Annotated in this window: 16 protein-coding genes; 5 read left to right on the forward strand and 11 right to left on the reverse strand. The window is 70.5% G+C overall.

The genetic code is table 11. The features are described from left to right. The first annotated feature begins 190 nt into the window (after window positions 1-190). Window positions 191-2,974: a penicillin acylase family protein gene (locus OH768_RS41140; RefSeq protein ID WP_406461508.1), complete on the forward strand. Its 2,784-nt coding sequence runs from the start codon at window positions 191-193 to the stop codon at window positions 2,972-2,974. Here OH768_RS41140 and OH768_RS41145 read toward each other — a convergent pair. Both OH768_RS41145 and OH768_RS41150 read right to left on the reverse strand, forming a co-directional pair. Then, the gene (locus OH768_RS41145) at window positions 2,963-4,327 is read right to left on the reverse strand and encodes a serine-threonine protein kinase (protein WP_406461510.1); all 1,365 of its coding nucleotides are present in this window, start codon (window positions 4,325-4,327) and stop codon (window positions 2,963-2,965) included. The genes OH768_RS41140 and OH768_RS41145 overlap by 12 nt on opposite strands. Window positions 4,328-4,408: 81 nt before the next feature. Continuing rightward, window positions 4,409-5,629: an exo-beta-N-acetylmuramidase NamZ domain-containing protein gene (locus OH768_RS41150; RefSeq protein WP_406461512.1), complete on the reverse strand. Its 1,221-nt coding sequence runs from the start codon at window positions 5,627-5,629 to the stop codon at window positions 4,409-4,411. 182 nt (window positions 5,630-5,811) lie between these two features. On the opposite strand from OH768_RS41150, the gene OH768_RS41155 reads away from it, so the two are divergent. The 3 genes from OH768_RS41155 to OH768_RS41165 are packed head-to-tail and all read left to right on the forward strand — an operon-like array spanning window position 5,812 to window position 8,875. Next, a complete protein-coding gene (locus OH768_RS41155) occupies window positions 5,812-6,576 on the forward strand; it encodes an SDR family oxidoreductase (protein ID WP_406461514.1) in 765 nt (254 codons plus the stop codon). Beyond that, the gene (locus tag OH768_RS41160) at window positions 6,573-8,255 is read left to right on the forward strand and encodes a class I adenylate-forming enzyme family protein (RefSeq protein ID WP_406461515.1); all 1,683 of its coding nucleotides are present in this window, start codon (window positions 6,573-6,575) and stop codon (window positions 8,253-8,255) included. The genes OH768_RS41155 and OH768_RS41160 overlap by 4 nt, the downstream gene beginning before the upstream one ends. A 26-nt stretch (window positions 8,256-8,281) precedes the next feature. Then, window positions 8,282-8,875 (forward strand): TetR/AcrR family transcriptional regulator, encoded by a 594-nt coding sequence (locus OH768_RS41165; protein WP_406461516.1) that lies wholly within the window; start codon window positions 8,282-8,284, stop codon window positions 8,873-8,875. A gap of 7 nt (window positions 8,876-8,882) precedes the next feature. On the opposite strand, the gene OH768_RS41170 is transcribed toward OH768_RS41165, so the two are convergent. Together OH768_RS41170 and OH768_RS41175 are read right to left on the reverse strand one after the other, a co-directional pair. Continuing rightward, the gene (locus tag OH768_RS41170) at window positions 8,883-9,581 is read right to left on the reverse strand and encodes a response regulator (RefSeq protein ID WP_406461517.1); all 699 of its coding nucleotides are present in this window, start codon (window positions 9,579-9,581) and stop codon (window positions 8,883-8,885) included. Further along, the gene (locus tag OH768_RS41175; RefSeq protein WP_406461518.1) at window positions 9,578-11,572 is read right to left on the reverse strand and encodes a sensor histidine kinase; all 1,995 of its coding nucleotides are present in this window, start codon (window positions 11,570-11,572) and stop codon (window positions 9,578-9,580) included. The genes OH768_RS41170 and OH768_RS41175 overlap by 4 nt, the downstream gene beginning before the upstream one ends. A gap of 186 nt (window positions 11,573-11,758) precedes the next feature. On the opposite strand from OH768_RS41175, the gene OH768_RS41180 reads away from it, so the two are divergent. Continuing rightward, window positions 11,759-12,322 carry a hypothetical protein gene (locus tag OH768_RS41180; protein WP_406461520.1) on the forward strand — a complete coding sequence of 188 codons (564 nt, stop codon included), beginning with the start codon at window positions 11,759-11,761 and terminating at the stop codon, window positions 12,320-12,322. A 60-nt stretch (window positions 12,323-12,382) separates the two neighbouring features. Here the strand turns inward: OH768_RS41180 and OH768_RS41185 are convergent, their stop codons facing one another. From OH768_RS41185 to OH768_RS41215, 7 genes are all read right to left on the reverse strand, one after another. Then, window positions 12,383-13,597, reverse strand: a complete 1,215-nt coding sequence (locus OH768_RS41185; protein WP_406461521.1) for an acyl-CoA dehydrogenase family protein — start codon at window positions 13,595-13,597, stop codon at window positions 12,383-12,385. A gap of 6 nt (window positions 13,598-13,603) precedes the next feature. Further along, complete coding sequence (locus OH768_RS41190; protein WP_406461522.1) at window positions 13,604-14,626, reverse strand: phosphotransferase family protein; 1,023 nt, start codon at window positions 14,624-14,626, stop codon at window positions 13,604-13,606. Between the two features lie 177 nt (window positions 14,627-14,803). Next, window positions 14,804-15,100 carry a hypothetical protein gene (locus OH768_RS41195; protein WP_406461523.1) on the reverse strand — a complete coding sequence of 99 codons (297 nt, stop codon included), beginning with the start codon at window positions 15,098-15,100 and terminating at the stop codon, window positions 14,804-14,806. A 288-nt stretch (window positions 15,101-15,388) separates the two neighbouring features. Further along, window positions 15,389-15,721: a DUF202 domain-containing protein gene (locus OH768_RS41200; protein ID WP_406461524.1), complete on the reverse strand. Its 333-nt coding sequence runs from the start codon at window positions 15,719-15,721 to the stop codon at window positions 15,389-15,391. After that, a complete protein-coding gene (locus OH768_RS41205; RefSeq protein ID WP_093624836.1) occupies window positions 15,709-16,101 on the reverse strand; it encodes a YidH family protein in 393 nt (130 codons plus the stop codon). The genes OH768_RS41200 and OH768_RS41205 overlap by 13 nt, the downstream gene beginning before the upstream one ends. Before the next feature lie 10 nt (window positions 16,102-16,111). After that, complete coding sequence (locus OH768_RS41210) at window positions 16,112-16,633, reverse strand: NUDIX hydrolase (RefSeq protein ID WP_406461526.1); 522 nt, start codon at window positions 16,631-16,633, stop codon at window positions 16,112-16,114. A gap of 27 nt (window positions 16,634-16,660) precedes the next feature. Next, window positions 16,661-17,554, reverse strand: coding sequence for a DMT family transporter (locus tag OH768_RS41215; protein ID WP_406461527.1), 894 nt, complete (start codon window positions 17,552-17,554; stop codon window positions 16,661-16,663). Window positions 17,555-17,721 lie beyond the last annotated feature (167 nt).

A 17,721-nucleotide genomic window follows, 5' to 3' on the forward strand; every position in this document is an offset into this window, starting at 1 on the left:
ACTTCGGTCACCTCGGCGTCGTCGTACGGACGTCGCCGAATAGACGTATCGACAAGCGATTTGGCTCCATCCGATTTCCGATGGCCCCCATAAGCCGCTCCTGCTCATCCAAAACTTGACGCATGTTCATCTTCAATCCCGGGGATACCGGCGGTAACGTCCGGCCACACCCCCGTCGGTAGGAGCCGTTATGCCTCGGCGCACCCCACGTAACTTGCTCGACAGACTGAGAACTCCCGGCAGATTCCCCGGGTTCCTGAAGGCCGCATCCGTATGCGCCCTCATTGCCGCCCTTTTGTCTCCTCTTGCCCAGGGGACCGCCACGGCTGCTACCGCCTCGAACGACTACTGCGGCGGCCAGTGCTCGGACATCCTCCCGGCCGGCGAGAACGGCAACGCGACCCTCGCCCAGATCCTTCTCAACCAGGCCTTCGGAGTGGAGCCCGCGCACGCCGAGGACCAGCTCGGCCCCTACGCCAACCTGGCCACGGGCGCCTCCACGCTGACCGACGCGAAGATCAACACCTTCTTCAACGACGCGTCGTTCGGGGTCGCTTCCGACCAGGTCGCCTCGACCGAGAGCCCGAGCGGCCGCACCGATGTGACGATCGTCCGCGACAAGGCGACCGGTGTGCCGCACATCACAGGCACCACGCGCTACGGCACCGAGTACGGCGCCGGCTACGCGGCGGCCGAGGACCGGCTGTGGCTGATGGACGTCTTCCGGCACGTCGGACGCGGCCAGCTCACCACCTTCGCGGGCGGCGTCGCCGCCAACCAGGGCCTTGAGCAGGAGTTCTACCGCAACGCCCCGTACTCCGAGGCCGAGTTGCAGTCCCAGATCGACAACGCCGTCGCCAACAACGGCGCCCGCGGCCAGCAGGCCCTCGCCGACGCCAACGCCTATCTGGCCGGCATCAACGCCTACATCGACGCCTCGGACAGCGGCCGTTACTTCCCCGGCGAGTACGTCCTCACCGGCCACAAGGACTCAATCACCAACGCCGGCACGATCGACCACTTCAAGATCACCGACCTGGTCGCGCTGGCCTCCGTCATCGGCACCCTGTTCGGCTCCGGCGGTGGCGGCGAGGTCAACAACGCCGTCTCCCTGCTCGCCGCCCAGGAGAAGTACGGCGTGACGGAGGGCACCAAGGTCTGGGAGTCCTTCCGCGAACGCAACGACGCCGAGGCCGTGCTCACCGTCCACAACGGCGAGAGCTTCCCCTACGGCACCAAGCCCACCACCGCCCAGGGCGAGGCTCTGCCGGACGCCGGTTCGGTGACGACCGAGCCACTTGTCTACGACGCCACGGGCACCGGCGCCGACCAGAGCGCCGACGCCGCCTCCGCCGCGGCGACCGCGACCGCCCTCAGCTCCGCCAAGCGCGGGATGTCCAACGCCCTTGTGGTGAGCGGCAAGTACACCGCGAGCGGCCACCCGATCGCCGTCTTCGGACCCCAAACGGGCTACTTCGCACCCCAGTTGCTCATGCTCCAGGAGATCCAGGGCCCGGGCATCAGCGCCCGCGGCGCCTCCTTCGCGGGTCTGAGCATGTACGTCGAACTCGGCCGCGGCCAGGACTACTCGTGGTCCGCCACCACCTCCGGCCAGGACATCATCGACTCCTACGCCGTCGAACTCTGTCAGGACGACTACCACTACCTCTTCCACGGCACCTGCACGGCCATGGACGAGATCGAGCAGAAGAACTCCTGGAAGCCCACCACGGCCGACGGCACCGCGGCCGGGTCCTACACGATGAGAGTGTGGAAGACCAAGTACGGACCCGTCGAATACCGGGCCACCGTCGGCGGGAAAAAGGTCGCCTACACCACCCTGCGCTCCTCCTACATGCATGAAGCCGACTCGATCATCGGCTTCCAGATGCTCAACGACCCGGACTACGTGAAGAGTCCGCAGACCTTCCAGACCGCCGCGCAGCACATCAACTTCACGTTCAACTGGTTCTACGCCGACTCCCAGCACACCGCGTACTACAACAGCGGCAACAACCCGGTGCGGGCGAGCGGTGTCGACCCCGAGTTCCCGGTCTGGGGCCAGGCCGCCTACGAGTGGCAGAACTGGGACCCCACCACGAACACCTCCGACTACACCCCTGCCTCCGCGCACCCCAACTCCATCGACCAGGACTACTACATCTCCTGGAACAACAAACAGGCCCTCAACTACACGACCGCGAGCTGGGGTGACGGCTCCGTCCACCGGGGCAACCTCCTCGACGACCGGGTGAAGAAACTCGTCGCGGCCGGCGGGGTCACCAGATCCGCGCTGGTGAAGGCCATGTCGGACGCCTCGCTCACCGACCTGCGCGCCGAGGACGTACTGCCCGACCTCCTGAAGGTGATCAACAGCAGTACGGTCACCGACACCACCGCGGCAGCGGCCGTCACCAAGCTGCAGACCTGGCTGACCGCGGGCGGCAAGCGCACCGAGACCTCGGCCGGGTCCAAGACCTACGCCAACTCCGACGCCATCCGGATCCTGGACGCCTGGTGGCCTGCGCTGGTCAAGGCCGAGTTCCAACCCGGCCTCGGTGACAGCCTGTACACCGCGTTCACCAACAACCTGTACATCGACGAGACCCCGTCGGCCGCCCACGGCCCGACCGGGTCGCACGCCGGAAGCTCCTTCCAGTACGGCTGGTGGAGCTACGTCGACAAGGACATCCGGTCCGTGCTCGGACAGACCGTCTCGGGACCGCTCGCCGAGCAGTACTGCGGCGGCGGCAGCCTCAGCGCCTGCCGGGACATCCTCATCAGCACCCTGAAGACTGCGGCCGGCGCCACCGCGGCCACGGTCTACCCCGGGGACTCCCTGTGCTCGGCGGGCGACCAGTGGTGCGCCGACTCGATCGTCCAGCGCACCCTGGGCGGCATCAAGCACTACAACATCAGTTGGCAGAACCGGCCCACCTTCCAGCAGGTGGTGGAGTACACGTCACACCGGTGACGCCGTAGCGGCGGTGGGCCGGCCGATCCGGCCCGCCGCCAGCACCACCCGGGCCAGTTCCGGGTGCACGATGTCGCTGTGCGCCCCGTTCGGGGCGCCACCGTGACACACCACCGCGCAGGCGTCGACGTTCACACAACCCGACGTCGGCAGCGGCGAGTCGAGGGCCTCGGCCAGCGTCAGCGCCTGGGTGCCGGGTACCGCGCGCACCCCGTCGTGGCCCATCGCGCCCCACTTGTCGCCCAGCACCCGGCCGATGTCGAACGCGGCGAACGAGCGGTCGTCGTCCGTCATCCGCGAGGCCAGCGGATAGATCGTGCCGAGAGCCGAGTCGAAGTGCGAGTAGCAGCACACCAGCGGACCGTCGACCCGGTTCTGCTGCCCCTGCAGCACACCCCCGGTGCGCGCGTCGTCCGGCAGCCGGGACGCGAACGCGTAGTGCGAGAAGGCCCCTTGGAGCAGCGTCACCGACTTGACCGAGCGCACGCCTTCGGGCAGACCCCGTAGCGCGAACGACACCAGGCGCCCGCCGAAACTGTGCCCCACGAGATGCACCCGGACCTCCGGCGCCACCCCCGCGAGCCGCCCGATCACCGGTCCGAGCCCCCGCTCGCCGACGGTGCCCGCGCGCCGCTTCATCGCGTAGTACGCCGCCTGCCGGAGCATCTCCCGCGCCCCCTTCCAGGGGTTCGGCAGCGTGAACTCCACGGTGGTGCCCGGTGGTTGGGGCGACGCGAGATGCTCCAGGGCCTGCGCGAACTGGTCGCAGACCTCGGCCGTGCAGCCGACGGCGAGCATCCGCGGCTCGCACTGCGGCAGCCCCTCCGCCATCGTGTCCGCGCCGAACTGCGCCTGCGGCCCGGGCGGCACCACCTCCACGAGCGTCCGCACCAGCCGCCCGAATTCCTCCAACTCGGCGTCCTGGGCGGGCTGTTGGTCCAGCATGCGGGCGATCTGTTCGATCAGCGTCGCGTTGCCCGGGAAAGTGTCCAGGAGTGTGTGCCGGGTGTCGTCGTCGAGCGCCGGAGCCGCCGTCGGCCCGGCAACGGTGGCCCGTGTGTGCGGGAAGTCCGGGATCGGCTGGTCCGGGAACTCCATCGATGGCCAGATCACGCCCACGTACCCGATGCGGGCCTTCGGCGCGAGCTTCGGAATCGGTGCGAAGAAGCGGCTGTAGAGCCGCGTGGCACCGGCGCGTTGGCTGTTCCATCCGTGCGAGAACACGATCAGGTCACCGACCCCGCGCTGCCGCACCTCGCGCAGCAGCCGATCGCATTCCCCCTGGTCGACGTCTCCGTCGGCGTCGAAGGTCAACTCCCAATAAGGGCTCACACTCATCGCCGGATCCGCCATGACCGGCCTCCTCGTCCCCCGGAGCGGCTCGATGTGGGCGCATCGTCCCGCTACCGGTGAAGATTGGCCATACGTCACGACTCACTTGTAGAGGAGGTATTCAGTTCGAATCCCCCGGAACACCCTCAACTCCTCCTGCCACCCCGCCACCACCTCGTCGGTGCCCGCGCCCGCGTCGATCGCCGTACGCACCCGCGCCGACCCGGTGAGGTTGTCGATCCAGTGGTCCGAGCGCCAACCGAAGCCGCTCCAGACCTTCTTGGCGGTCACCAGCAGCGCGATCCCGGTGCGCACGGGGTCGAAAGCGGCCCGGTCGTGCACATGGATCTGCACCCCGCCGACCGTCTTCCCCTGGAACTTGGAGAACGTCGGCGCGAAGTACGCCTCCCTGAAGTGCACACCGGGCAGGCCGAGTTGATTCAGCGTCGCCGCCCAACGGCCGTCGATGCCCTCCGCGCCCAGCAGTTCGAAGGGGCGGGTGGTGCCACGCCCCTCGGACAGGTTCGTCCCCTCGAAGAGACACGTCCCCGAGTACACGAGGGCGGTGTCCGGCGTCGGCATGTTGGGGCTCGGCGGCACCCACGGCAGCGACCAGGCGTCGTAGAACTCCGACCGCTTCCAGCCCGTCATCAGTACGGTCTCCAGCGGCACCGGTTTCGTGAGGAACTCCCCGTTGAACAACCGGGCCAGCTCCGCCACCGTCATCCCGTGCGCCTGGGCGATCGGCTGCCGGCCGACGAAGGTCGCGAACTCCCGGTGCAGGACCGGGCCTTGAGCCGTGCGGCCGGTCGCCGGGTTCGGGCGGTCGAGCACGACGAAGCGTTTGCCGGCGAGCTGGGCCGCCTCCATGCAGTCGTACAGCGTCCAGATGTAGGTGTAGAAGCGGGCGCCCACGTCCTGGATGTCGAAGACGACGGTGTCGACGGCGGAGGCCTTGAAGATGTCGGCGAGTGGTTGACCGCTCTTCAAGTACGTGTCGTAGACCGTGAGTTCGGTGGCCGGGTCGGTGTGGCGGCCCTCGGAGCCGCCGGCCTGGGCGGTGCCCCGGAAGCCGTGTTCGGGGCCGAAGACCGCAGTGAGGTTCACGTGGGGGCTTGCGTGCATGACGTCGACGATGTGGTGGGCGTCTCTGGTGATGCCGGTCGGGTTGGTGACGATCCCGATGCGTCGGCCGTTGAGCTGGGCGTAGTCGTGTGCGGCGAGTTGTTCGAAGCCGGTTCGCAGAGCGCCGGGTTTGGAAGCTGCGGGGGTGAGGGTTGCCGCCGGGGTTGCTGCCAGGAGGGTTCTTCTGGTGAGGGGCATGTCGGCACGTTATGGGCTGCTGCCGGTCGTTTGCCGGGTGCGACTCGGTCGTGGTTGCTCGCGCCCGCGCGGCGGAGCCGCAAATGGATACAGCCCCGCGCCCCTGAAAGACTTGCCCTTCCGGTGTTACATACCGACCGGTTAGTCTGGCCGTGCAGTGGAGCCGCAGTCGAAGGAGACCGATGGTGGAAGCCGTTCAGGGTGCCGGGGTGGTCGTCACGGGGGCTGGGGGTGGCATCGGGGCCGCGCTCGCGCGGCGGTTCGCCGCCGAGGGGGCCCGGGTCGTCGTCAACGATCTGGACGGTGACCGGGCGAAAGCCGTCGCCGACGAGATCGGTGGGATCGCCGTGCCCGGGGATGCCTCCGCCGTTGTCGGTGAGGCCCGGGACGCTCTCGGTGGGACCGTCGACATCTACTGCGCCAATGCCGGGCTCGGCTCCGGTGGGTCGGAAGCCGCTGGTGAGCAGGTCTGGGCGCAGGCCTGGGACGTCAATGTGATGGCTCATGTGCGGGCCGCGGAGGCGCTGATTCCGGGGTGGCTGGAACGGGGCGGTGGGCGGTTCGTGTCCACCGTGTCGGCTGCCGGGCTGCTCACCATGATCGGTGCCGCGCCCTACAGCGTCACCAAGCACGGCGCGTACGCCTTCGCCGAGTGGCTGTCGCTGACGTACCGGCACCGGGGGATCAAGGTCCACGCCATCTGTCCGCAAGGTGTCCGCACCGACATGCTGGCCGCCACCGGCAGCGCGGGCGACCTGGTGCTGCAGCCGACCGCGATCGAGCCCGACGCCGTCGCCGACGCTCTGATGAAGGGGATCGAGGAGGAGCGCTTCCTGATCCTGCCGCACCCCGAGGTCGCCGGGTACTACCAGCACAGGGCCGCCGAACCGGACCGCTGGCTCACCACCATGAACCACATCCAGCAGAAGTGGGAGGCCGGAGAGTGACCGACTCCCGCTATGCCGCCCGGCCCTGGCTCGGCCTGCTGAACGAGGCCCAGCGCGGGCCCGTCAGCCCCGACGACTCGCTGGTCCACGCCCTGCGGCGGGTCGTCGCCGAGACGCCCGACCGCACCTTCCTCACCTACTTCGACGGCCGGCTCAGCTACCGCGAGGTCGACGAGCTGAGCGACTCCGTCGCCGGGTATCTGGCCGCGCGGGGTCTTGAGCACGGCGACCGGGTCGCCGTCCTGCTGCAGAACTCGCCGCACTTCGTGCTCGCGCTGCTCGGTGCCTGGAAGGCGGGCGCGATCGTCGTGCCCGTCAACCCCATGTACAAGTCGGGCGAGGTGACCCATGTCCTGCGGGACGGCGAGGTGGCCGCGCTGATCTGTTCCGCTCGCGCGTGGGAGTCGTATCTGCGGGACACGGTGGCTGCGGTTGAGGAGAGCGGGTCGCCGGTGCGGATCGTGCTCACGGCATGTGAGTTGGATTTCCAGACTTGCGGCGACGCGCGCGTGCTCACCTTCGAGCGGCTTCCGCAGGCCGAGGACGCGGCGGATCTGGTGGCCGTCGCGAAGGAGGGGCACAAGGCGCCCGAAGTGCCTGCCCCGGTGCCCTCCGACATCGCGCTGATCAGCTACACCTCGGGGACGAGCGGTGCTCCCAAGGGCGCCACCAACACCCACGGCAACATCCTGTACAACGCCGAGCGGCAGCGCACCGGGCTCGGGCTGCCGGACCCGCCGGTGTACTTCGCGATGGCGCCGCTGTTCCACATCACCGGGATGGTGTGCCAGCTGGGTGCCTCGCTCGTCAGCGGGGGTTCGCTGGTGCTGGTGTACCGCTTCGAGGGCGGGGTCGTGCTCGACGCGTTCGCCGAGCACAGGCCGCACTACACGGTCGGCCCGTCCACCGCCTTCATGGCGCTCGCCGCGCGCCCGGACGTCACCCCGGACCACTTCGCGTCCTTCCGGAACATCTCCTCCGGCGGCGCGCCGGTACCGCCCGCCCTGGTGGAGAAGTTCCGGGCCGGCTTCGGGCCGTACATCCGCAACGGCTACGGCCTCACCGAGTGCACCGCGCCCTGCGCCTCCGTGCCGCCCCAGCTGGAGGCGCCCGTGGACCCGGCGTCCGGGACGCTGGCCGTGGGTGTGCCGGGGCCCGACACCGTCGTACGGATCGTCGACGACCAGGGCGAGGAGGTGCCCTTCGGCGAGCAGGGCGAGATCGTCGTACGTGGGCCGCAGGTCGTGCCCGGGTACTGGCGGCGCCCCGAGGCCACGGCCGAGACCTTCCCGGACGGTGAACTGCGCACCGGGGACATCGGGTTCATGGACCCGGAGGGCTGGCTGTACGTCGTCGACCGCAAGAAGGACATGATCAACGCGTCCGGTTTCAAGGTGTGGCCGCGCGAGGTCGAGGACGTGTTGTACACCCACCCGGCGGTGCGCGAGGCGGCCGTCGTCGGGGTGCCCGACGGGTACCGGGGCGAGACCGTGAAGGCGTACATCAGTCTCCGTCCGGGCGCCGAAACCGACCCCGATGAATTCGCCGTGTACTGCAAGGAGAGACTGGCCGCCTACAAATACCCGCGCCAGGTGGTCATCCTGCCCGACCTGCCCAAGACGGCAAGTGGGAAGATCCTCCGGCGGGAACTGCGTTCCCGCTCGCACGACAGCGAGTGAACACCTAGGAAAGGCAGGTGGCGGCAGTGCCCAGTACGACCGACGGAGCGGGGGCTCCCGTCCCGCAGCGGCTCCTCGCCGCCGCCACCCGGCTCTTCGCCGAGCAGGGCTACGACCGCACCTCGGTGCAGGAGATCGTCGAGGCCGCAGGGGTCACCAAGGGGGCGCTCTACCACTACTTCGGCTCCAAGGACGACCTCCTGCACGAGGTGTACGCGCGCGTGCTGCGCGTCCAGATGGAGCGCCTGGAGGTGTTCGCAGGCGCGGACGAGCCGGTGGAGAAACGGCTGCGGGCGGCGGCGGCCGACGTCGTGGTGACGACGATCGACAATCTCGACGACGCGTCGATCTTCTTCCGGTCCATGCACCATCTGAGCCCGGAGAAGAACAAACAGGTGCGTGCCGAGCGCCGCCGCTACCACGAGCGCTTCCGCGCGCTCGTCGAGGAGGGCCAGCGCGAGGGCGTCTTCTCCACGGCGACCCCGGCGGACCTCGTCGTGGACTACCACTTCGGCTCGGTCCACCACCTGTCGACCTGGTACCGGCCGGGCGGCCCCCTCAGCCCCCAGGAAGTCGCCGACCACCTCGCGGACCTGCTGCTGCGAGCGCTGCGCCCCTGAAACGCGTTCACGTGTCCGGTGAGTGGCCCAGTCCCGCCTCCCGGGCCCAGGCCGCCGCCTCTGCGCGGTCCGCGACGCCCAGTTTGGCCAGGACCGCCGACATGTGGTTGCTGACCGTCTTGGGAGACAGGCCCAGCCGGGTGGCCACCGTCGAGTTGGGCCGGCCCTCGGCGATCAGGGCGAGTACGTCCCGTTCGCGCGGGGTGAGCGTCGGGCACGGGTCCGGCCGGTCCGGCGGTCTGCTGAGCTGTCCGAGCACCCGCCGGGCGACACCGGGGCCGAAGATGGCCTCACCGGCGGCCACCGCGCGGATCGCCCGGACGATCTCGTCCTGGCCCGCGCCCTTGAGGACATAGCCCAGGGCGCCCGCCCGCATCGCCGCGAACACCGAGTCGTCCTCCTCGACCATCGTGAGCATCAGCACGGCCACCCGGGGCGCCACCCGGCCGATCTCCCGGGTCGCCTCGATGCCGTTCAGGTCGGGCATCCGGATGTCCATCACCACCACGTGCGGACGCAGGGTCACCGCCGCCCGCACCGCCTCCCGCCCGCTCGCCGCGACCCCGACGACCCGCACGCGCGGGCTCCCGTCCCGCACGGACTCCAGCAGCGCGGCCAGCCCGGTGCGGACCACGGGATGGTCGTCGGCGAGTACGACCCGCAGCGCGTCGGTGTCCTCCTCGTCGCAAGGTGCTCGTCCCGTCACAGCGCCCCTCCCAGCGGCAACGTCGCCACCACCCGCCCCCGCCCCGCCATGCACCGGCCGCCCAGCTCCGCCGCGCGCTCCTGCATCGACGTGATGCCCACGCCGGGCGTCCACGCGGTCTCCTCGCCCACCGGCGAACCGTCGTCGCACACCTCCAGGCGCAGCCCGTCCCCGATCTCGATGCGCAGGTCGACGCGGGAGGCGCGGGCGTGCCGGGCCGCGTTGGTCAGTGCCTCGATCGCGATGCGGTACGCGGCCACCTCCACGGCGGCGGGCAGCGCCGGCAGCCGCTCGGGTGCCTGGACCCGCACCTGGAGCGGGATGCCGTCCGCGCGCCAGGACAGCCGTACCGCGCGTTCCCGCAGCGCGCCCAGCAGCCCCAACTGGTCGAGATCCGGGGGCCGTAGCCCGTCCACCAGCCGGCGCACCTCCGCGACCGCGCCCCCGACCTCGGACCGCAACTCGGCCAGCAGCACCGCGGCCCGCTCCGGATCGAAGGCCAGCAGATTGCGGACGGCGTCCGCCTGGAAGGCCGCCCCGGCGAGGGTCGGTCCGAGCCCGTCGTGCAGATCGCGGCGGATCCGGCGCCGCTCCTCCTCGCGCGCGGCCACGATCCGCTCCCGGGAGTGCTGCAACTGCCGGGTGAGGTCGGTGGCGTGGAGTGCGGCGGCCAGTGGTACGGCGAGCAGTTCGAGTACGGCCAGGTCGGCCGGCGTGGGCTGTTGCTCGCCGGGACGCAGTCCGATCACCAGCGCGCCGACGGTCCGGCCGTCGTAGTCGAGCGGTATGGCGTGGATCCGTTCCCCCGGCTCGCCCCAACTCCCGTCCGTGACACCCGACTTCGACTCCACGCAGACGTACGGCAGCCGCAGCGCCTCGCCGACGGCCTCCGGGACCCCGTCGACCCCGGTGCCGGCCAGCCGTTCGCCGATGCGGGAGACCGCGCGCACCGGGTCGTGCCGGTCGCCGTAGAGGGCGTGGTCGACCGTGCTCTGGAGGAGGCGGCGGGCGGGCGCGAAGGCGAGGGCCAGGGTGACGGTGATCAACGCCGGGCCGAGGAGGGCGGGGTCGGGGTTGAGGAGGGCCTGCACGGAGGTGACGAGGCCGACGTACGTGACGATCACGCCGACCGTGAGGGTGCCGTAGAGGAGGCTGCGGGAGACGACGAGGCGGATGTCGAGGAGCTCCTCGCGGACCACGGCGATCATGATGGCGGTCGGCAGGAACAAGGTGCAGCACGAGGTGTAGACCGCCGGGAAACCGAGGATCTGCAGGGCCACGCTCAGCGCCAGCGGCAGCATTCCCGCGATGAGCCACAGCAGTCGGCGGCGGTCCTGTTCACCGCCGCGCCGGTAGCGGACGGCCATGACGGCGAACACGGCGGCCAGTACCAGGCAGGCCTTGGCGGTCTCGATGTCCCGCAGGAGGGGCATCCAGCCGTCCGGCACCGGGAGGTAGGAGGGCTGGGCGGGCGTGCCGCGGAACAGGCCCCAGTCGTCCCGGGCCCAGATCGCGAAGTCCAGTGGGGAGGAGAGGAGTTGGGCGGCCAGGGCCCAGCGCCAGCGGCGGTCGGGCAGCCGGCCGTCGGGGAACAGGAAGAACACGAGCACGAACGCCGTGGAACTGCCGAGGATCCAGGTGTGGCGGCCGACGGTCGTCACCGCGTGCAGCAGCTCCGGCGACCAGCCCAACCGCAGCCCCTGGACGGCCAGTCCGATCGACATGCCGGTGAACGCGTGGCCCAGCCCGTAGGCGATCAGCAGCCATCCGATGGGATTGCGCGGCCGGTGCAGCGCGATCACCGTACCGCAGACCGGATAGGCGAGGCCGACCGCCAGGTCGACGACCATGTCGTAGTGGACCAGGTCCGCGACGGGGACGTCGGCCACCGCCAACGCGACCGCCCCGACGGCCACTTGGAGGGCCGCCAGCCCCAACAGCGCGTACGCGGCGGCCGTGTGGGGCCGGGTGCGCCGGTCGCGGTCGTCCATGCGTCCCATCGTGGGGGTGCGGCACCCGGGTGTCATGGGAACGCTTCCCGGACCACCCGGGAGAGGTCCCCGGTGTTGCCCGGGGGCTTCCCCTCAACTCCCGGCCCCCGTCGCCGTGATGCTCGTAGCAGCGGAACGGCGGGCACACCGCCGGACCGAAGGACAGGAACCAACGGGGGAAACACCATGCTGTCAACGAAGCGGCGCCTGACCGGCGTTGTCCTGGGCTCCCTGCTCGCTCTCGGCGGCACGGCGGCGGTGCCGGCCGCCGCGCAGACACCGGCCCGCGCCGGGTGCGGTATTGCGGTGAACGAGCCTCACATCTACCAGCGTTGGAGCGCGCTCGGCGGAGCCGGCGGCTGGCTGGGCTGTCCCACCAGCTACACCAAGGACGTGTACCTGAACAACGTGTACGCCGGAAAGCGCCAGTACTTCACCTACGGCACCGCCACCTGGTCACGGCGACAGGGCTCGAACATGGTCGTGGCCGCGTGGGAGGACCGCGGCTACGCCTACTTCAACTGGGGTACGACGGCCCCGTACCGCTACGACTCGTTCCTGGTCCGCTGGGCCAGCGCCTCCGACCCCGGGGGCACCCAGCGGGAGTTCGGCGGCGGCACCTCCGGCCGGATCCGGGTGCTGGAGCGGAACACCGGCGCCTACGTCTTCACCGTCGAGGGCTGCGACATCGGCACCTTCGGCCACACCTGCCGCCAGGGCTGGACGCTGAAGGCGAGCACGCCCAACTGACCATCACCTCGGGGGAAATGGGCTGGAGGGGGTGCTCACACCCCTTCCAGCCCCTTCGCGCTACAGGTACTGCTTCAACTCCCGCCGCGCCAGTGACCGTTGGTGCACCTCGTCCGGGCCGTCGGCCAGCATCAGGGTGCGGGCGCTCGCGTACAGCTCGGCCAGCGGGAAGTCCTGGCTCACACCGCCCGCGCCGTGCAGCTGGATCGCCTTGTCGAGGATGCCGACGACCGTGCGGGGCGTGGCGATCTTGATGGCCTGGATCTCCGTGTGGGCGCCCTTGTTGCCGACGGTGTCCATCATCCAGGCCGTCTTCAGGACCAGCAGCCGCAGTTGCTCGACGGCGACCCGGGCGTCCGCGATCCAGTTGTGGACGACGCCCTGTTGGGCCAGCGCCTTGCCGAACGCGACGCGGGAGACGGCCCGTTGGCACATCAGCTCGATCGCCCGCTCGGCCATGCCGATCAGCCGCATGCAGTGGTGGATGCGGCCCGGACCGAGCCGCGCCTGGGCGATGGCGAAGCCGCCGCCCTCCTCGCCGACCAGGTTCGTCACCGGCACGCGTGCGTGGTCGAAGATCACCTCGGCGTGGCCGCCGTGCGAGTGGTCCTCGTAGCCGAAGACCTGCATCGCGCGCCTGACCGTCACGCCCGGGGTGTCGCGCGGGACCAGGACCATCGACTGCTGGCGGCGGATGTCGGCGCCGTCCGGATCCGTCTTGCCCATCACGATGAAGATCTTGCAGTCCGGGTTCATCGCCCCGGAGATGTACCACTTGCGGCCGGTGATGACGTAGTCGTCGCCGTCGCGCTCGATGAGCGTGGTGATGTTCGTGGCGTCCGAGGAGGCGACCTCGGGCTCGGTCATCGCGAACGCGGAGCGGATCTCACCGGCGAGCAGTGGCTCAAGCCACTGCTTCTTCTGCTGCTCGTCGCCGAACTGGTACAGCACCTCCATGTTGCCGGTGTCCGGCGCCGCGCAGTTCAGCGCGGTGGGCGCCAAGTGCGGGGAGCGGCCGGTGATTTCGGCCAGCGGCGCGTACTGGAGGTTGGTGAGCCCGCCGCCGTACTCGGCGTCCGGCAGGAAGAGGTTCCACAGGCCCTGCCTGCGCGCCTCCGCCTTCAACTCCCCGACCACGGCGGGGGTGTCCCAGGGCGAGGCCAGCTGGGCGCGCTGCTCCTCGGCGACCGGCTCGGCCGGATAGACGTACTCGTCCATGAAGGCCAGGAGCTTGGCGCGCAGTTCCTCGGTGCGTGCGTCGAACGCGAAGTCCATGGTGGATCAGCCTTCCTGAAGGGTGGTCAGGCCGTGCTCGATGAAGACGGGTACCAGTTCGCCGATGCGGTCGAAGCCGTGGCCGACGGTCTGGCCCAGGGTGTAGCGGTAGTGGATGCCCTCCAGGATCACGGCGAGCTTGAACCACGCGAACGCCGTGTACCAGGCGACCGACGACACATCGCGCCCCGAGCGCGCGGCGTACCGCTCGATCAGCTCGGCCGGTGCGGGGTGGCCGGGGGCCGAAGCGGTGGTGGAAATGGGGGAGTTGGGCAGCTCCAGCGGGATGCTGTACATCACCAGCAGGCCCAGGTCGGTGAGCGGGTCGCCGAGCGTGGACATCTCCCAGTCGAGGATCGCCCTGATCTTGTCGTCCTCGCCGATGAGTACGTTGTCGAGGCGGTAGTCGCCGTGCACGACCGTCGGTGCGGGGGAGTCGGGGAGGCGGCGGCCGAGGGCTGCGTGCAGCTCTTCGACGCCGGCCAGTTCGCGGTTGCGGGAGGCGGCCAACTGCTTGCCCCAGCGGCGCAGTTGGCGGTCCAGGAAGCCCTCGGGGCGGCCGAAGTCCGCGAGGCCCACCTCGGCGGGGTCCACCGCGTGCAACTCGACCAGCGTGTCGACCAGTTCGAGCACCGCGCCCCGGGTCCGCTCCGGGCCGAGCGGGGCCAGGTCGTCGGCGGTGCGGTACGGGGTGCCCTCGACGAACTCCATGACGTAGAAGGACGCCCCGAGCACCTCGTCGTCCTCGCACAGCAGCACCGGCTTCGGTACCGGCACGTTCGTCGGGTGCAGGGCGCTGATCACCCGGTGCTCGCGCTTCATGTCGTGTGCGGTGGCCAGGACGTGGCCGAGCGGGGGGCGTCGTACGACCCACTTCGTGGTGCCGTCGGTGACCGCGTAGGTGAGGTTCGACCGTCCGCCCTCGATCAGCCGGCCGGACAAGGGGTCGGTCACCAGACCGGGCCGCTCGCGGTCGAGCAGACCGCGCAGCCGGCCGAGATCGAGTCCGGGCGGGTGGTCGGGGCTCATACATCACTCCTACGAACGGACGAACAGGTCTCGCACTATCATGCCGACCGGTCGGTATGTAGTCCAGTGGGGGAGCGAAACGTGACCGGGGCCACGATAGGCCGACAGCTCCCCGCGCGGGGCTGCGGGGAGCTGCGGGGTGACGCGTTCAGGCCGTTCCGGGCCGTGCGGGCCGGTTCAGTGGTCGTCCCAGTGGCCGTCGTGCCGGGCGTGCCGGTGGCCGTCGTGGACGTAGTCGACGTGGTCGCCGTGCAGCACGCTCTCGTGGCCGCAGTCCTGGCCGTGCTGGTGCTCGTGCTCCTGGTGGGCGACATGGCCGCCCGGCTCGCACTCGTCCCAGTGGCCGCCGTGCTCGCGGTGCAGATGACCGTCGTGCGCGTAGTCGACGTGGTCGCCGTGCGGGACGGGGGCGTGACCGCAGTCGGGGCCGTGGGTGTGGGCGTGGGAGGAGTGCTCCAGGTGCAGGGTGGTCATGGTGCTCACCTTTCGGAAGTGCGGGCGATGACGTCGCACAGGCTGCCACGGGAATCGGTTATATCGGGTGATCCGGGGTGCGTGGCGCCGCGGGTGGTGGGGGTGTCGGGGTCGTGGCGATACGGCGAGCCCGCTGCGGTTGCGCCCCTCTGCCTGCTGCCACAGTCCACGGCGTGGGGACCAGCTGAGCGGCGGGCTCGCCGTACCGCCACGACCCGCTGCCGTGCGTCGGCGGGTGCGGGCAAGTGGTCCGTTTGCGCTCCGACCGTACGGCTCCGGCCTCATCCCTCAGTACACGAGTACCGCCGCGCATACCGCCACGGCCACCGTGCACAGCACTGTCGCGGTGGCGTGCCGAGGAGCCAGGGGCGGGGGTGTGCCGCCGGCCGCGAGGGTGGTGATGCGGTGGTGGGCCAGGGCCAGGAAGCCCAGCCAGAGCGCGCAGCACAGGGCGCAGATGATCACGCCTTCCGGCCGGACTCCGCCGTGCAGTGCGGCCTTCACCGCGAGGACCGCGGCTACCGTGCTCGACAGGGTCGTGCGGCGCCAGGCCAGTCGGGTGCGCTCGGGCTGCAGGCCGGGGTCGCGGTCCGGTGCCGGGGCCCGGGTCACCCTTCCCATCCGGCGAGTACGACGACCACCATCGCCACGGCCACGATCGCGACGGCGATGCTCAGCAGCGCCGGGAAACGCGACACCGGCAGATCCTCGCCCCGGCGCATCGCCCGCTCGCAGCGCACCCAGTGGTTCACCGCGCGCAGCGAGCACAGCACGCCCGCCGCGAGCAGCGCGAGGGCCAGGCCGACCCGCCAGGCCCAGCGCAGGTCCGGCAGGAACTGGTCGACCGCGAAGCCCCCGCCGATCAGCGCGAGCGCGGTGCGCAGCCAGGCCAGGAAGGTGCGTTCGTTGGCCAGTGAGAACCGGTAGTCGGGGGTGCCGCCCTCCTCGCTGATCTCCTGGGGCGCGAACCACAGCCGGACGTTCCGTGCAAAATCGATCACGGGCAGGACCCTATCCGGCCGTTTCTTCCCGGTACGCCTTGAGCCGCTCGTAGGCCGCCAGCCCGTCCGGCACCCACTCCCACTCGTCCAGCCGCCGGACGATCTCCCCCTCCTCCAGGAAGGCGTGCCAGTCGACCTCCTCGACCTGCGGGCTGACCGGAAGCTCGCAGCGCACCTCGTACACCGCCGACCACCAGGTCTGCCCGGCGCCGTCGTCGTACAGGAACTTGAAGAGGAAGCCGGGTTGCGGCAGACCGGTGACGCCGAGTTCCTCCTCGGCCTCGCGCAGGGCCGCGTCGTCGTAGGACTCGCCCGCGCCGACCACCCCGCCGACGAACATGTCGTAGAGGGAGGGGAAGACGAGTTTCGTGGGGGTGCGGCGGTGGACGAAGACGCGGCCCTGGGCGTCGCGGGTCTGGACGAAGACCGCGCGGTGGCGCAGGCCCCGGGCGTAGGCCTCGCCGCGCGCGGATTGGCCGATGACCTGGTCGTGCTCGTCGACGATGTCGAGGATTTCGTCAGCTGCGCTCATGAGCCCATCCAAACAGGGGAGGGGCGGTCAGCGCGGCTGGAGGTTCAGGGCCGACTGCGGCTTTGTCGTGCCGCGCGGCATCGCGGGGTGCATACCGAGCAGCAGGATGCCCACGACGATCCCGGCGAGGCCCACCGCCTCCCAGGCCAGCGCGCCGGTGTCGGTGCGCAGCCGGTCGCCCAGGAAGCCCACCCCGCAGATGATCCCGGCCAGCGGCTGGGCCGCGGTCAGGGCGGGCAGCGACATGCGCAGGGGAGCGGTCTCGAACGCGCTCTGCACCAGTACCAGGCCGGTCACCCCGAGCGCCAGCACGCCGTACGGCTGCCAGCCGGTGAGGAGCTGGGCGAAGCCGCCCTCGGTGAAGCGCTGGCCGCTGACCCGGGTCAGCGCGTCCTGCACGCCGTAGAGGAGACCGGCGGCCAGGGCCAGCAGGACCGGGCCCGAGCTGAGGCGGGAGCGCTTGGCGTAGGTCGTGAGGAGGAGGGCGAGGCCCACCATGGCGCCGATGATCAGCCAGTGGCGGAAGGGGTTGGTGACCGCCGTCCCGCTGCGCGGCTCGCCCGCGACGATGAAGGTGGTGACACCGCCCGCGAGGAGCGCGAGGCCCGCCCAGCCCTGCCGGCCCAGGGGCTGTCGGGTCTGCTTGCGGGAGAGGGCGAGCGCGAAGAGGAGGTTCGTGGCGAGGAGCGGTTCGACGAGGGAGACCTCGCCGTGGCTGAGCGCTGTCGCGCCGAGCACCATGCCCGCGACCATCAGGCCGATACCGCCGAGCCAGCGCGGCATCCGCACCAGGTCGAGGAGCAGCCGCGGGGAGAGGAAGTCGCTGAGAGGTGCCTGCTGGGCCGCGTTCTGCTGGAGCACGAACCCGAAGCCGAGGCAACAGGCCGCGCTCACGGAGAGCATCAGAACCAGAACCGACACGCTGCGTACCTCGCTCGTTGGGCCGGGCTACGGGATGCGTTTGGGCGACTGTAGCGCCCCGGGGTCCGGCGTGCCCCTGCGAGTACCCGGAACCGGGACCGTGATGCCATGGTCCGCCGTCGCGCGCCCGTGCGCCATGGCGTACGACACATCGGTTACCCGCGAAC

The sequence above is a fragment of the Streptomyces sp. NBC_01622 genome (assembly GCF_045209635.1).
Lineage (GTDB): Bacteria > Actinomycetota > Actinomycetes > Streptomycetales > Streptomycetaceae > Streptomyces.